The following is a 13,558-nucleotide window of genomic DNA, read 5'->3' as shown; positions in this document are numbered from 1 at the left end:
TAATGGCAGCCTCCGTTCGGGGGCGGGTTCCACCGGGGGCGTTCCCCCGGCCGGGCTAACGGAGCGGCGGCCTCACCACTCCGAGCGCGACGAGGACGACGAGGAGGACGAGGACGACGACGTCCCGGTGAACTTCCGTACGACGTACACCAGTCCGCCGACCAGGGCCACGAACAGCAGCACCTTGAACAGCAGGCCCACCACGAAGAAGATCGCGGAAGTGATCATCCCGCCGAAGACGGCCACCGCGATGACCGGTATCGCCACCCACTTCACCCACCAGGGAAGCCCCGCGAGCAGTTCCTTGATCGCCGTCATCGCCCCTCACACTCCTTCATCCGCCGCTTCACTGCCTCGACGTTCTCGATGCTAGGCGGGGCGACCGCTCCCGCGGGGACCCTCCATCCCTTGAAGTCCCCTGAGCCGCCCCCTAGGGAGATCGGGGGCACAGCCCTGCTCACGGGGGAGGGCCGGGCCCACGGTCACGTTCTCGGGACGCCGATGCCACCGACACGCGCGCCGGGGGAGCCGGTGCCACCGACGCGCTTTCCGAGCCGGCCCGTGCCTCCGGCGCCTCCCCGCGGGCTCGGGGCCGACGGGTCAGCCCTCCGGCGGGGAGAACACCACCATCACCCGCAGGTCCTCGGTGATGTGGTGGAACTTGTGCGGGACCCCGGCCGGGACGAACACCACACTGCCCCGACCGACCGTCTGCGTCTCCGCCCCCACCGTGAGGGAGGCGCGGCCGCTGACGACGAAGTAGACCTCGTCCTCCTTGTGCGGCCGCTGCGGGTCCAGGGCGCCCGCGTCCAACGCGTACAGCCCGACCGACATGCTGCGCTCGCGCAGGAACTGCAGGTACGCGCCGTCGTTCGCGACGCGCTCCGCCTCCAGCTCGTCCAGTCGGAATGCCTTCATACCGTTCGCCCTCGCCCCTGCCTTGTGCCGATCGGGTCTGCCACGATCAGACACATGTTGAATTTCCTCGTCAAGACGCTCGCGAACGCCGGCGCACTGGCGGTCGCGATCTGGCTGCTGGACGACATCACGCTGACCGGGGACGACACCAGCCGGCAGGCACTCACGCTGCTCCTCGTGGCGCTGCTGTTCGGTGTGGTGAACTCCCTGGTCAAGCCGATCGTGCAGCTGCTGACCATGCCGCTGTTCATCCTGACACTCGGGCTCTTCACGCTCGTCGTGAACGCCCTCATGCTGCTGCTCACCTCATGGCTGGCGGAGAAGCTCGACCTCAGCTTCCACGTCGAGGGCTTCTGGACCGCCGTCCTGGGCGGCCTCGTCATCTCGGTCGTGTCGTGGGCGCTGAACGTCGTCCTCCCCGACGGCAGGGACTGACCGACGTGGCGGACGGTTGGGGCGACGGCACCAGAGCCGTACGGGCCGGGCTGCCGGAACCCGAGAAGTACGCCGCAGCGCTTCCCGGTCCGGTCTTCGCCGCGCACTACCACCTGCCCGGCGAGCCCACCGGGCCGTACACGTACGGGCGCGACGACAACCCGACGTGGACCCGTCTGGAGCGCGCCATCGGGGAGCTGGAGGCGCCGGCGGCGGACGCCCCGGTCGAGACGGTGGTCTTCGCCTCCGGCATGGCAGCCCTGTCCGCGGTGCTGTTCTCGCAGCTCAGGTCCGGTGACGTGGCGGTCCTGCCGAGCGACGGCTACCAGGCACTGGCCCTGCTGCGCGAGCAAGCGGGGGCGTACGGCATCGAGGTGCGGACCGCGCCGACCGGTGGCGACGCGCAACTGGAGGTCCTGGAGGGGGCGCGCCTCCTGTGGATCGAGACGCCGTCGAACCCGGGGCTCGACGTGTGCGACGTACGGCGGCTGGTGCAGGCCGCGCACAGCCAGGGCACGCTGGTCGCCGTCGACAACACCCTCGCGACCCCCTTCGGCCAGCGCCCCCTGGAGCTGGGCGCCGACTTCTCCGTGGCGAGCGGCACGAAGGGCCTCACGGGTCACGGGGACGTCCTGCTCGGCCACGTCACCTGCCGGGACCCGGAGCTTGCGGCGGCCGTGCGGCGCTGGCGCAAGGTCGTGGGGGCGATTCCCGGCCCCATGGAGGCATGGCTCGCTCACCGGTCCCTCGCCACCCTTCACCTGCGGGTGGAGCGGCAGTGCGGGAACGCCCTGGCACTGGCCGCGGCGCTCGCGGACCGGGACGACGTGGCGGGCCTGCGGTACCCGGGGCTGACCGGTGACCCGTCGTACACGGTCGCCGCGGGTCAGATGCGGCGCTTCGGGTCCGTGGTGTCGTTCACGCTGCCGGACCGGGAGCGCGCGGAGCGGTTCCTCGGAGCGTTGCGACTGGTCGACGACGCCACGAGCTTCGGCGGCGTGCGGTCGACGGCAGAGCGGCGCGGCCGGTGGGGCGGGGACGACGTGCCCGAGGGGTTCATCCGCTTCTCGGTGGGGGCCGAGGACCCGGAGGACCTGCTCGCCGACGTCCTGCGCGCCCTGGACGTGGCAGCGGCGCCGTAGGGGCGCACCCGGAAGGGACGGTTCGGGCCTTCCCCTCGTGGCTCGGACCGTCCTGCTCTGCCTGCCCGCATCTCCTCCGCACCAGGCTGGTTGCCCCGACACCGGGGCCTCACCTCGGCGACGGCGGCCCGTCGGCGTCCGTGCGGTCATGGCCTGCACGAGACGGGGGAGGCACCGTCCCCGACATCGGCGGGCTGCACGCGAAGGGGCGGCAGCCCGACCACGGGGGCTGCACCTGGGGCGGCGCCGCTCCGGGGGCGGGAAGACCCGGGGCAGGCGCCGGCCCCGGGTGGGAGCGGCGGCTCCAGCCGCCCCTACCCCACCGCTGAGGACGGGTTCGGCTGGCCGTACGGACCGCCACGCGCCCCCTCGCGCAGCCCCCGAGGCTGCGGCTGCAGGCAGCCGTCGGGTGATGACCGGGAGTGGTGGGGTCCGCTCCTGCGTTTCAGATGGTCCGACGCGGGCGATGGTGAAGCCATGACCGAACGTCCAGTGGTCAAACGCACCGCACGCGCCATCCTGCTCGACGGAGACGATCTCGTCCTCATCAAGCGGACGAAGCCCGGGATGGACCCCTACTGGGTCACTCCGGGCGGCGGTGTGGAGCCGGGGGACGCCACCGTCGTGGACGCGCTGCACCGGGAGGTCCACGAGGAGCTCGGCGCGAAGATCACGGATGTCGTGCCCTGCTTCGTGGACACGGTGGAGCACATCGAGAACGGCGGGGTCTCCGGAGTGAAGGTGCAGCACTTCTTCGTCTGCCATCTCGAATCCATGGACCCGGGGCAGCGCCACGGTCCCGAGATCGACGAGCCGATCGGTGGGTACGAGATCGTCCGGGTCCCGTTCACACGGGTCGGCATCGCCGGGGTCCACCTGGTGCCCCTGTCGTTGCGGCACTACCTCGACGGCAACATCGAAGGCGTTCGGGCCATGCACGCACCCGACCTGGGCTGACACACGGCCCTGGCACGCGGGTTCCCGCATGCGTCCCCATCGGCTGAGGCCAGCGCCGAGGTGGTGACCCGAGCTCTCAGAAGATGCCCTTCTGCCGCCCCACGGCAGGTAACGTCGCAGCCATGAGCGATCTTCAAATACGGAAGGCCACCGCCGCGGACGTGCCTGCCATCGTGGCGATGTTGGCGGACGACCCTCTGGGCGCTCAGCGGGAGACACCGGATGACCTGTCTCCCTACCTGGCCGGCTTCGCACGGGTGACCGCGGACCCGAACCAGCACCTCGTCGTGGCGGTCCGCGAGGGACGAGTGATCGGCACCCTGCACCTGACGATCGTGCCGGGTCTGTCCCGACGCGGCTCCACACGCTCGCTGATCGAGGCGGTGCGCATCCACGCCGACGCGCGCGGAGACGGCCTGGGCACCCAACTCATCGAGTGGGCCGTCGAGGAGTCACGTCGGCAGGGTGCGCGACTGGTCCAGCTCACGTCCGATGCTTCCCGTACCGACGCACACCGCTTCTACGAACGCCTCGGTTTCGTCGCCTCCCATCTCGGCTTCAAGCTCGCGCTGTGAAACCACGGGGGGCGGGGGCGATGTTTCACGTGAAACAGAGGTCCTGCCGGTCCATGCCGGGCGTGGTCAGTCCGCTGCGGCAAGGAGATGAACGGCCAGCGCCACGATGACGACGCTGGAGGTCAGCCCCGTTGCCATGCGGCCGCGCCTGCTGGTCAGGGTCCTCCCCAGAAGGGCTCCCCCGCCGGCCAGCATCACCTGCCAACTGGCGGAGGCCCCGAAGGCGCCCCCGACGAACAGCACCTGCTCCAGAACCGTCGGCTCGGCTACCGCCTGACCGCCGAGGACAAGAGCGGCGAAGTACACCACGGTCGCGGGGTTCATCAAGGTGATCCCCAGAAGGCCGAAGAAAGCCCGGCCCCCGCTCATGGCCGCATTCTCCTGCGCGACGAAGCCACCCTGCGCCTGCCCGAGCCGGTACTGGCGGATCGCGGTCACGCCGCTCCGCGCCGCCAGGCCGACGAGGACGAGGGCGGCGACCCAGCGCAAGGGCAGCAGCACGGGCTGGAGAACCGGCACGAGGGCGGCGCCACCCGCGGCGGCCACCAGCGCGTACAGTCCGTCGGCCGCGGCCACCCCGAGCGCGGCGGACAGTCCGACCTTCAGCCCCGTCCGTGCCGTGAGCGCCACCAGATAGGCGCCGACGGCGCCCACCGGTACGGCGATGCCGTACCCCGCCACGAGGCCGGCGACCAGCGCGCCCATCAGGGGGCCACGAGCGTCGCACTCCGATGCAGGTCCGACTGCTGCTGGAGGCGCAGGGAGGCGCCAGCAGTGGACAGCGGGAGCAGCGGAACGAGGTTCGTCTTCATGAGCGGCATCCTGCGGACCACCGCCCTGCGAGGCAACCCCTTTCCCGCCCGGGGCACGCACGCCCCCCGCCTCCGTGGCGCCCGCGTCCGCCACGTCGCTCCGGTGCAGCGACCGATATCGCCGCGAAGCACCGGTGAGCGCGTGAGGACGAGCCCGCCGGTCCCCACGTCCTGCCATCGATGTCGTTGGTGTCATCGCCCGGGCACGCGATCACCGCAGGCCATCGTCCGCCGTGTACTCCGACGGAACGAGCACGACGGAGCGGGGCCTCGGTCCGGCGGCCGTCACCCCTGCTGCCCCCAGCACATCGTTCGCCACGCTGGCACGGGGACTCCGCTCGACCCGCCGCCGCGGGGCCGGTCCCAGACGCAGGAGAACCGCTGGCGTCGCCAACAGCGTCCGCCGGACTTCGCCGTTCTCCATGGTGCTGCGATGTGGACGCCCCGAACCCGCCCTCGCCGCCCGGATCTGCACGTGGTGATGTGCTGTGCGCTGTGCACGGTCACCTGTACGCGGTGCTGAGCTGCGCTGTCATAGTGGGGAGTCGAACCCCCGCGTTGCTCTTCACGCGCCAGGAGTGGGCTGGAAAACCGCCGGCCCTCGGTGTGTGCACGCCTCCGAAGCAGCTACCTACTCCACATCGTCCCAACTTGCCGGACCCCTCAGTCCAGCAGGTCGACCTCCCAGTTCGTACGCTGGATCCGCACATCGACCTCGCGGATCTCCCGGGCGATCTCATCCGCCTGACCGCGCAGTTCCGCGACCGGAAGCGCGGAGAGCATCATCAGCTCGGACCGAAGCTGCCGACCGTATCCCCGCTCGCCCTTGCCCGCTGCCGCGTCCGCCGCCGCAGTGACCACAGAGTGACGCAACCGCAGGACGTCCCGGCGTGCGAGGGCATCGGTGAGCGTCCCCTCCGGACCCATCTCCACGGTCGCATTGGTCCGATTGATCCGACGGATCAACGTTTCCAGCGCATCCAGCACCTCACCGGCCTCGGCCAGTAGCTGAGCGGCATCCTCGGCGGGTGTCTCCCCCTCCTGGTATCGCGCACTACTGACGACGCGCGCTCGTAGCTGTTCCACACGCCGCGTCGCCTCCGCACGTTCTGCCAGCGCCTCAGCAAGCTTCACCGTCTCCGCCTCCCCCTCCGTGAGCTCGCACGAGTATCGAACGCGACCCCGCTGATCCGCATCTGGTTTCTGAGCCACTGGAGCTCCGAACAGCTGAGGGAGCTGGAACGGACGCGAAGGGGCGGCCCGATGGACATCGGCGGCGCGATGCTCGCGGGAGCGGCCATGCGGGCCTGGCTGATTGACGAGTACGTGCTAGCCACGGCGCCGGTCCTGGTGGGCGGCGGCACGCCGTTCTTCACCACGCTGGACAGCTGGGTGAACCTGCACCTGGTGGAGACACGGACGCTTCCCTGCGGCGTGGTTCTGACCAGGTACGAGACGAGGCGCCAGCGCCCGTGACGCGACTTGATGTGAGCCGGGCACTGACGGGCGGAGCGAGCCGGAGCCCCGTCGCCTGAAAGGGTGAGAACCCGACCAGCTGTCCTGTCTCGTCGCGTCTGTCAGATAGACGAGCGCATGGCCTGCCGGGGTGCCAGATCGTTCATGAAGACAGGACACCAGCAAGTCCCACGAAGGCGACATGCTTGCCGCCGATGTGCCATAGAGCCTGAGGCTGTGCCACGCGATCTGAGACCCTCCAACGGGCCGGTCAGGTCTGGGCCATGTCGACGAAGCGGGAGTAGTGGCCCTGGAAGGCGACCGTGATGGTCGCCGTGGGGCCGTTACGGTGCTTCGCGACGATCAGGTCGGCCTCACCGGCGCGAGGGGACTCCTTCTCGTACGCGTCCTCGCGGTGCAGCAGGATGACCATGTCCGCGTCCTGCTCGATGGAACCGGATTCGCGCAGGTCCGACACCATGGGCTTCTTGTCGGTGCGCTGCTCGGGACCACGGTTCAGCTGCGACAGGGCGATGACCGGGAGCTCCAGCTCCTTGGCCAGCAGCTTGAGGTTTCGCGACATGTCGGAGACCTCCTGCTGCCGGCTCTCGGCCCGTCGGGAGCCGCCGGACTGCATGAGCTGGAGGTAGTCGATGACGACGAGCTTCAGGTTGTTGCGCTGCTTCAGACGGCGGCACTTCGCCCGGATCTCCATCATCGACAGGTTGGGGGAGTCGTCGATGTAGAGCGGCGCCTGGGAGACGTCCGGCATCCGACGGGCCAGCCGGGTCCAGTCCTCGTCCGTCATCGTCCCCGAGCGCATGTGGTGCAGTGCGACCCTGGCCTCTGCGGACAGCAGGCGCATCGCGATCTCGTTGCGCCCCATCTCCAGGGAGAAGATGACGCTCGGCAGGTTGTTCTTGATGGAGCAGGCGCGGGCGAAGTCCAGGGCCAACGTGGACTTGCCCATGGCGGGACGGGCCGCGATGACGATCATCTGACCCGGGTGCAGGCCGTTCGTCAGTGCGTCGAAGTCCGAGAAACCGGTCGGGACGCCCGTCATCTCGCCGCTGCGGGAGCCGATCGCCTCGATCTCGTCGAGTGCCCCCTCCATGATGTCGCCGAGCGGCAGGTAGTCCTCGCTGGTGCGCTGCTCCGTGACGGCGTAGATCTCCGCCTGCGCCTGGTTCACGATCTCGTCGACGTCTCCGTCGGCGGCGTAGCCCATCTGCGTGATCTTGGTGCCCGCCTCCACGAGGCGGCGGAGCACGGCCCGCTCGTGGACGATCTCCGCGTAGTACGCGGCGTTGGCCGCCGTCGGTACGGTCTGCACCAGCGTGTGCAGGTACGGAGCGCCGCCCACCCGGGTGATCTCGCCGCGCTTGGTCAGCTCGGCGGCCACCGTGATGGGGTCGGCGGGCTCGCCCTTGGCGTACAGGTCGAGGATCGCCTGGTAGATCGTCTCGTGGGCGGGCCGGTAGAAGTCCTGGCTCTTGATGACCTCGACGACCTCGGCGATGGCGTCCTTGGAGAGCAGCATGCCGCCCAGCACGGACTGCTCGGCGTCCAGGTCCTGCGGCGGGACGCGCTCGAAGCCCGCCGCGCCGGTGTCCCAGGGGGCCGCTCCGTCGCCACCCCGCTCGTGCTGCTCCTCGCGCCCCCGGCCCCGGCCGCGGCCGCCGCGGGACCCTCCACGGCCCTCTCCGGACACCCCGTCACCGTGCCGGCGGGAGACGGGAAGACGGTCGCTCGGCCCGCTGTCGGTCCAGGGGTCGTCCAAGGGCTCGGGGATGCTCACCGGCCCACCTCCTCCCGTCCGCACCGGCGGACCTTGCCATGCCGCCCACTCGGGCGCCGCATAACGGTAGGCCCCCCGGGGGCGTCAGCCAATCTGGTTATCCACAGGGCCTGTGCATGAACAGCCCAATGCTGTGGAGAACCCGGGCGATCCTGTGCACGGACCAGGGGAAAGCGGTGTGGACAAACTCATACGCCCACCGCAGAACCACTCCTGACCTGGGCACTTTCCTTCCACGGGCTGTGGGGGAGAAAAACTTCCCCCGGCAGCGCGAGTTCGGCGCAACGTCCTCCCCCGAGCCGTGACGAGGGACGCATGCGTAAGGATCAGCAGTGCATTGCATCCATTACCTGTGGACATTACATTGGGCAGATGACCCAGGCTCCCCCGGCCCCGCCGCGCACCCGGCGCCAGCATGACCGCGAGATCATCGCCCTCGCCCTCCCCGCCTTCGGGGCCCTCGTCGCCGAGCCGCTCTTCGTCCTCGCCGACAGCGCCATCATCGGTCATCTGGGCACGGCCCAACTGGCCGGCCTCGGAGTCGCGGCAGCCCTGTTGTCCACCGCCGTGAGCATCTTCGTGTTCCTTGCCTACGCCACCACGGCGGCGGTGGCCCGGCTCGTCGGAGCCGACGACCTCCCGGCGGCACTTCGTCAGGGCATGGACGGCATCTGGCTCGCCTTCTTCCTCGGCCTCACCGTCGTCGCCTTCACCCTGCCCACGGCCTCCTGGGTCGTCGAGGCGTTCGGGGCCTCGACCACGGCAGCCCCGCACGCCGTGACCTACCTGCGCATCTCCAGCCTCGGCATTCCGGCGATGCTCGTCGTGCTCGCCGCAACGGGTGTGCTGCGCGGCTTGCAGAACACCCGGACTCCCCTCTATGTCGCGATCGCCGGCTTCGGAGCCAACGCGCTGCTCAACGTGGTCCTCGTGTACGGAGCGGGACTCGGCGTCGCCGGTTCCGCCTGGGGCACGGTGATCGCTCAGTGCGGTATGGCGGCGGCCTATCTCACAGTGGTACTCAAGGGAGCCCGGCGCCACGGCGCGTCCCTGCGACCGGATGCCGCCGGCATCCGAGCCAGCGCCCAGGCCGGTGTACCGCTGCTCATCCGCACGGTCTCGCTCCGTGCCGTCCTGCTGATCGCCACCGCCATCGCGGCTCGGCTCGGCGACACCGAGGCAGCCGCCCATCAGATCATTCTGTCGCTGTGGAGTCTGCTGGCGTTCGCGCTGGATGCCATCGCCATTGCCGGGCAAGCCATCATCGGGCGGTATCTCGGCGCCGGTGACGTCGAGGGCGCCCGCGCCGCCTGCCGCCGCATGGTCCAGTGGGGCATCGCCTCGGGGGTCGTCCTGGGTCTCCTCGTCATCGCTGCCCGGCCGTTGTTCATCCCGCTCTTCACCAGCGACGCAGCCGTTCACGGCACTCTGCTGCCCGCGCTCCTGGTCGTCGCACTGTCGCAGCCGATCGCCGGAGTCGTCTTCGTGCTCGATGGCGTGCTGATGGGCGCGGGGGACGGGCCGTACCTGGCGGGCGCCATGGTGGTGACCCTGGCTGCCTTCACTCCGGCCGCCCTCCTCGTTCCGGCGCTGGGCGGAGGGCTGACGGCCCTGTGGTGGGCCATGACCCTGATGATGGCCGTCCGCATGCTGACGCTCTGGCTCCGGAGCCGCTCAGGCCGCTGGATCGTCACCGGCGCCACCCGCTGATCCGACGACGCCACGACGTTTCACGTGAAACCGCCGCTGTGGCCTACGCCTGTTTCACGTGAAACATGACGAAGGGCCGTACCTGGACAGGTACGGCCCTTCGTTGTGCTCAGCGCTGCTGAAGCGTCACTCAGGCAGCGACGACCTCGACGCCGAGGTTGGCAGCAACCTCGGGGTGCAGACGCACGGAGACCTGGTGCGCGCCCAGGCTCTTGATCGGCGCACCGAGCTCGACACGGCGCTTGTCGACGTCCGGGCCACCCGCAGCCTTGATCGCCGAAGCGATGTCGGCCGGCGTGACGGAGCCGAAGAGGCGGCCGGTGTCGCCCGAGCGGACGGCCAGACGCACCTTCACGCCTTCGAGCTGGGCCTTGATCTGGTTGGCCTGCTCGATGGTCGCGATCTCGCGGATCTTGCGGGCGCGGCGGATCTGCGCCACGTCCTTCTCGCCGCCCTTGGTCCAGCGGATCGCGAAACCGCGCGGGACCAGGTAGTTGCGGGCGTAACCGTCCTTGACGTCGACGACGTCGCCGGCAGCGCCGAGGCCGGAGACCTCGTGGGTGAGGATGATCTTCATCTGTAAGTCACCCTTCCTTAGCGCGCGGTGGACGTGTAGGGCAGCAGCGCCATCTCACGGCTGTTCTTGACGGCCGTGGCGACGTCACGCTGGTGCTGCGTGCAGTTGCCGGTCACGCGGCGGGCACGGATCTTGCCGCGGTCGGAAATGAACTTCCGCAGCATGTTCGTGTCCTTGTAGTCCACGTACGTGACCTTGTCCTTGCAGAACGCGCAAACCTTCTTCTTGGGCTTGCGCACAGGCGGCTTCGCCATGGTGTTTCTCCTGTGTGATCAAGAAGTGGGGTACGAGCTACCCCCGGGAGCGCTGGGCTCCTAGAAAGGGGGCTCGTCCGAGTAGCCGCCGCCGCTGCCGCCGCCGCCCCAACCGGAGCTCTGGCCGCCCTGCGGGCCGCCCGACGGCTGGCTGCTGCCCCACGGGTCGCCGGCGGGACCGCCGCCGCCCTGGGGAGCCTGCTGGCCGCCGGCCCAGGGGCCGCCGTCCGCCTGCTGGCCGCCGCCGTAGCCGCCCTGCCCGCCGCGGCCGGTGGTCCTGGTGACCTTGGCCGTGGCGTTGCGGAGGCTCGGGCCGACTTCCTCGACGTCCAGCTCGAAGACCGTGCGCTTGACGCCCTCGCGGTCGTCGTAGGACCGCTGCTTCAGTCGGCCCTGCACGACGACGCGCATGCCCTTCTGAAGCGACTCGGCGACGTTCTCCGCCGCCTGGCGCCAGACCGAGCAGGTGAGGAACAGGCTCTCGCCGTCCTTCCACTCGTTGGTCTGGCGGTCGAAGGTGCGGGGAGTCGACGCGACGCGGAACTTCGCGACTGCCGCACCGGACGCCGTGAAGCGCAGCTCGGGGTCGTCGACCAGGTTGCCGACGACCGTGATGACGGTCTCGCCTGCCATGGATGAACCTCTCGGCGGGATTGCTGCTGGCTGCTTGCTGCTACTCGGACCCGATGACCTGTGAGCGGAAAGCTCAGTGGGTCTCGGGACGGAGCACCTTGGTCCGGAGGACCGACTCGTTCAGGTTCATCTGGCGGTCGAGCTCCTTGACGACCGCAGGCTCGGCCTGCATGTCGATGACCGAGTAGATGCCCTCGGGCTTCTTCTTGATCTCGTAAGCGAGACGACGACGGCCCCAGGTGTCGACCTTCTCGACCTTGCCGCTGCCCTCGCGGACGACGGAGAGGAAGCTCTCGATCAGCGGGGAGACAGCGCGCTCCTCAAGATCGGGGTCGAGGATGACCATCACCTCGTAGTGACGCATGTGGAACCCACCTCCTTTGGACTCAGCGGCCACGGTCGTTCCGTGGCAGGAGGGTCGTGATGCGTTCGAACGGTATCCGTCCCCGCCGACAGCCGCGTGACCGTCAGCGTCGACCCGGGAGGGGATCCCGTCACTCACCGTGATGGCAGCGCCCGGGCATGGGCAGACACCTGTGCAGACGGTACAGAGTACCCGCACACCGGCTTCCGGTTGAAATCCGGTGGCTGGGGGCCGCACCCTGGACTCCAACGGGTACGGGCGGCGCTACAGTGCGGCGCCCTCCGGCACAGCCAGGAGGTGCCCCATGGCTCAGGTGTTCCAGCGTCATCCCTCCTCGTCCCTCTTCGCCACGGACGGCAAGCCGCACCCCCTCCCGGACACGCTCATGGGCGTGACCCTCGTCCTGGGCGTGCTGGCCGTCGTCACGGCACAGTTCCACAGCCTCCACCTCATCGCGTCGTGGGCCGGCCTCATCGGCATCCTCACCGGGGCCTACGGCCAGTTCATCTCGGAGACGACCCGCGAACGCACCTTCCTCATCGTGGGCTTGGGCGCCTCGGCGGTCGGGTTCTTCCTCGGGATGGCCCGCGGCGGGCTCTTCGGCGGCGTGTTCGGCTGAACCCACCGGGCGTACGCCCCTCCGGGGCGCTCCTCGCTGCCAGTAGGCTTCGGCGCGAGAGCCGGAACCCCTGACCAATGGGGGACTTACCAGCCGAGGAGCGCCCCACATGAGCCTGACCCTGCGGACCATCAGCCGAGAGCAGCATCTGGCGTACATCCAGAGCCTGCCCGCGGCGAGTCACTGCCAGGTGCCGGCGTGGGCGGACGTGAAGACGGAGTGGCGCTCGGAGAGCCTGGGCTGGTTCGACAGGAACGACGAGCTGGTGGGCGTGGGTCTCGTGCTCTACCGGCAGCTGCCCAAGATCAAGCGGTACCTGGCCTACCTGCCCGAGGGCCCGGTCATCAACTGGTACGCGCCGAACCTCGACGAGTGGCTGCGGCCCATGCTGCAGCACCTGAAGAACCAGGGCGCGTTCTCCGTGAAGATGGGCCCGCCTGTGGTCATCCGGCGCTGGAACGCCCCTGCGATCAAGGCGGGCATCCAGGACCCCGACGTCAAGCGGCTGCGGGACGTCGAGGCGTCGTTCATCGAGCCGCGCGCCTTCGAAGTGGCCGACCGGCTGCGCAAGATGGGCTGGCAGCAGGGCGAGGACGGCGGCGCCGGCTTCGGTGACGTGCAGCCCCGCTACGTGTACCAGGTGCCGCTGGCCAACCGCTCGCTGGACGACGTCTTCAAGGGCTTCAACCAGCTGTGGCGCCGCAACATCAAGAAGGCCGAGAAGGCGGGCGTGGAGGTCGTCCAGGGCGGCTTCGACGATCTGGGCGAGTGGCAGCGCCTCTACGAGATCACGGCGGTGCGCGACAAGTTCCGGCCGCGCCCCCTGTCGTACTTCCAGCGCATGTGGACCGTTCTCAACCACGAGGACCCCAACCGCATGCGGCTGTACTTCGCCCGCCACAACGGCGTGAACCTGGCGGCGGCCACCATGCTCGTCGTGGGCGGCCACGTCTGGTACTCGTACGGCGCCTCCGACAACATCGGGCGCGAGGTGCGCCCCTCGAACGCCATGCAGTGGCGGATGCTGCGCGACGCCTACGCGATGGGCGCGACGGTGTACGACCTGCGGGGCATCTCCGACTCGCTGGACGAGACGGACCACCTCTTCGGCCTGATCCAGTTCAAGGTCGGTACGGGCGGCGAGGCGGCCGAGTACCTCGGCGAGTGGGACTTCCCGCTGAACAAGCTGCTGCACAAGGCGCTCGACATCTACATGTCCCGCCGCTGACGCATCGTGCGCGCCGACGTTCCGTAGGCTCGTACGCGTCTCGTACACCTTCACTCACCGCCGAAGAAAGGGTCCGGACCG

General features: G+C 69.6%; 17 protein-coding genes. 8 read left to right on the top strand and 9 right to left on the bottom strand.

Going from position 1 to position 13,558, the window contains the following annotated elements:
- Positions 1-72: 72 nt before the first annotated feature.
- Positions 73-309 (bottom strand): DUF5326 family protein, encoded by a 237-nt coding sequence (locus BJP40_RS25225; RefSeq protein WP_071282866.1) that lies wholly within the window; start codon positions 307-309, stop codon positions 73-75.
- A 291-nt stretch (positions 310-600) separates the two neighbouring features.
- Positions 601-918 (bottom strand): cupin domain-containing protein, encoded by a 318-nt coding sequence (locus BJP40_RS25220; RefSeq protein ID WP_071266093.1) that lies wholly within the window; start codon positions 916-918, stop codon positions 601-603.
- A 54-nt stretch (positions 919-972) separates the two neighbouring features.
- On the opposite strand from BJP40_RS25220, the gene BJP40_RS25215 reads away from it, so the two are divergent.
- The 4 genes from BJP40_RS25215 (at position 973) to BJP40_RS25200 (ending at position 4,027) form a co-directional block, all read left to right on the top strand.
- Complete coding sequence (locus BJP40_RS25215; RefSeq protein WP_071266095.1) at positions 973-1,353, top strand: phage holin family protein; 381 nt, start codon at positions 973-975, stop codon at positions 1,351-1,353.
- 5 nt (positions 1,354-1,358) lie between these two features.
- On the top strand, positions 1,359-2,495 hold the full coding sequence (locus tag BJP40_RS25210; protein ID WP_107416858.1) for a cystathionine gamma-lyase: 1,137 nt from the start codon (positions 1,359-1,361) through the stop codon (positions 2,493-2,495).
- Positions 2,496-2,972: 477 nt separating this feature from the next.
- Positions 2,973-3,452 (top strand): NUDIX domain-containing protein, encoded by a 480-nt coding sequence (locus tag BJP40_RS25205; RefSeq protein WP_071266099.1) that lies wholly within the window; start codon positions 2,973-2,975, stop codon positions 3,450-3,452.
- Between the two features lie 122 nt (positions 3,453-3,574).
- Positions 3,575-4,027 (top strand): GNAT family N-acetyltransferase, encoded by a 453-nt coding sequence (locus tag BJP40_RS25200; RefSeq protein WP_071282596.1) that lies wholly within the window; start codon positions 3,575-3,577, stop codon positions 4,025-4,027.
- Positions 4,028-4,093: 66 nt separating this feature from the next.
- Here the strand turns inward: BJP40_RS25200 and BJP40_RS25195 are convergent, their stop codons facing one another.
- Together BJP40_RS25195 and BJP40_RS25190 are read right to left on the bottom strand one after the other, a co-directional pair.
- Positions 4,094-4,735 (bottom strand): LysE family transporter, encoded by a 642-nt coding sequence (locus BJP40_RS25195; protein WP_218153238.1) that lies wholly within the window; start codon positions 4,733-4,735, stop codon positions 4,094-4,096.
- 767 nt (positions 4,736-5,502) lie between these two features.
- A complete protein-coding gene (locus BJP40_RS25190) occupies positions 5,503-5,973 on the bottom strand; it encodes a DIP1984 family protein (RefSeq protein ID WP_071266139.1) in 471 nt (156 codons plus the stop codon).
- Positions 5,974-6,033: 60 nt separating this feature from the next.
- On the opposite strand from BJP40_RS25190, the gene BJP40_RS33275 reads away from it, so the two are divergent.
- Complete coding sequence (locus tag BJP40_RS33275) at positions 6,034-6,315, top strand: dihydrofolate reductase family protein (RefSeq protein WP_371258695.1); 282 nt, start codon at positions 6,034-6,036, stop codon at positions 6,313-6,315.
- Positions 6,316-6,565: 250 nt separating this feature from the next.
- Here the strand turns inward: BJP40_RS33275 and dnaB are convergent, their stop codons facing one another.
- Entirely contained in the window at positions 6,566-8,092 is a 1,527-nt protein-coding gene (dnaB, locus tag BJP40_RS25180) for a replicative DNA helicase (RefSeq protein WP_071282593.1), read from the bottom strand.
- Between the two features lie 372 nt (positions 8,093-8,464).
- Between dnaB and BJP40_RS25175 the strand changes: the two genes are divergently transcribed.
- Positions 8,465-9,802 (top strand): MATE family efflux transporter, encoded by a 1,338-nt coding sequence (locus BJP40_RS25175; RefSeq protein ID WP_071282591.1) that lies wholly within the window; start codon positions 8,465-8,467, stop codon positions 9,800-9,802.
- Between the two features lie 130 nt (positions 9,803-9,932).
- On the opposite strand, the gene rplI is transcribed toward BJP40_RS25175, so the two are convergent.
- The 4 genes from rplI to rpsF all read right to left on the bottom strand — a co-directional run bounded on the left by rplI (position 9,933) and on the right by rpsF (position 11,630).
- On the bottom strand, positions 9,933-10,379 hold the full coding sequence (rplI, locus tag BJP40_RS25170) for a 50S ribosomal protein L9 (protein ID WP_071266110.1): 447 nt from the start codon (positions 10,377-10,379) through the stop codon (positions 9,933-9,935).
- Between the two features lie 17 nt (positions 10,380-10,396).
- Complete coding sequence (gene rpsR / locus BJP40_RS25165; RefSeq protein ID WP_003949403.1) at positions 10,397-10,633, bottom strand: 30S ribosomal protein S18; 237 nt, start codon at positions 10,631-10,633, stop codon at positions 10,397-10,399.
- A gap of 60 nt (positions 10,634-10,693) precedes the next feature.
- The gene (locus BJP40_RS25160) at positions 10,694-11,266 is read right to left on the bottom strand and encodes a single-stranded DNA-binding protein (protein ID WP_071282589.1); all 573 of its coding nucleotides are present in this window, start codon (positions 11,264-11,266) and stop codon (positions 10,694-10,696) included.
- A 73-nt stretch (positions 11,267-11,339) separates the two neighbouring features.
- Complete coding sequence (gene rpsF / locus BJP40_RS25155; protein ID WP_071266114.1) at positions 11,340-11,630, bottom strand: 30S ribosomal protein S6; 291 nt, start codon at positions 11,628-11,630, stop codon at positions 11,340-11,342.
- Between the two features lie 304 nt (positions 11,631-11,934).
- On the opposite strand from rpsF, the gene BJP40_RS25150 reads away from it, so the two are divergent.
- Together BJP40_RS25150 and BJP40_RS25145 are read left to right on the top strand one after the other, a co-directional pair.
- Positions 11,935-12,249 carry a hypothetical protein gene (locus tag BJP40_RS25150; protein WP_071282587.1) on the top strand — a complete coding sequence of 105 codons (315 nt, stop codon included), beginning with the start codon at positions 11,935-11,937 and terminating at the stop codon, positions 12,247-12,249.
- Positions 12,250-12,358: 109 nt separating this feature from the next.
- Positions 12,359-13,477 (top strand): peptidoglycan bridge formation glycyltransferase FemA/FemB family protein, encoded by a 1,119-nt coding sequence (locus BJP40_RS25145; protein WP_071266118.1) that lies wholly within the window; start codon positions 12,359-12,361, stop codon positions 13,475-13,477.
- Positions 13,478-13,558: the final 81 nt, after the last annotated feature.

The organism is Streptomyces sp. CC53 (assembly GCF_001865245.1).
Lineage (GTDB): Bacteria > Actinomycetota > Actinomycetes > Streptomycetales > Streptomycetaceae > Streptomyces.
The sequence above is the reverse complement of the archived record's forward strand: the minus strand, read 5'-3'. Positions and strand labels throughout refer to the sequence as shown.

Excerpts from the sequence above, each read along its gene's own strand:
- BJP40_RS25145 (WP_071266118.1), top strand. The coding sequence starts at position 12,359 with ATGAGCCTGACCCTGCGGACCATCAGCCGAGAGCAGCATCTGGCGTAC.
- BJP40_RS25205 (WP_071266099.1), top strand. The coding sequence starts at position 2,973 with ATGACCGAACGTCCAGTGGTCAAACGCACCGCACGCGCCATCCTGCTC.
- BJP40_RS25160 (WP_071282589.1), bottom strand. The coding sequence starts at position 11,266 with ATGGCAGGCGAGACCGTCATCACGGTCGTCGGCAACCTGGTCGACGAC.
- BJP40_RS25220 (WP_071266093.1), bottom strand. The coding sequence starts at position 918 with ATGAAGGCATTCCGACTGGACGAGCTGGAGGCGGAGCGCGTCGCGAAC.
- BJP40_RS25215 (WP_071266095.1), top strand. The coding sequence starts at position 973 with ATGTTGAATTTCCTCGTCAAGACGCTCGCGAACGCCGGCGCACTGGCG.
- rplI (WP_071266110.1), bottom strand. The coding sequence starts at position 10,379 with ATGAAGATCATCCTCACCCACGAGGTCTCCGGCCTCGGCGCTGCCGGC.
- rpsF (WP_071266114.1), bottom strand. The coding sequence starts at position 11,630 with ATGCGTCACTACGAGGTGATGGTCATCCTCGACCCCGATCTTGAGGAG.
- BJP40_RS25150 (WP_071282587.1), top strand. The coding sequence starts at position 11,935 with ATGGCTCAGGTGTTCCAGCGTCATCCCTCCTCGTCCCTCTTCGCCACG.
- BJP40_RS25200 (WP_071282596.1), top strand. The coding sequence starts at position 3,575 with ATGAGCGATCTTCAAATACGGAAGGCCACCGCCGCGGACGTGCCTGCC.
- rpsR (WP_003949403.1), bottom strand. The coding sequence starts at position 10,633 with ATGGCGAAGCCGCCTGTGCGCAAGCCCAAGAAGAAGGTTTGCGCGTTC.
- BJP40_RS25175 (WP_071282591.1), top strand. The coding sequence starts at position 8,465 with ATGACCCAGGCTCCCCCGGCCCCGCCGCGCACCCGGCGCCAGCATGAC.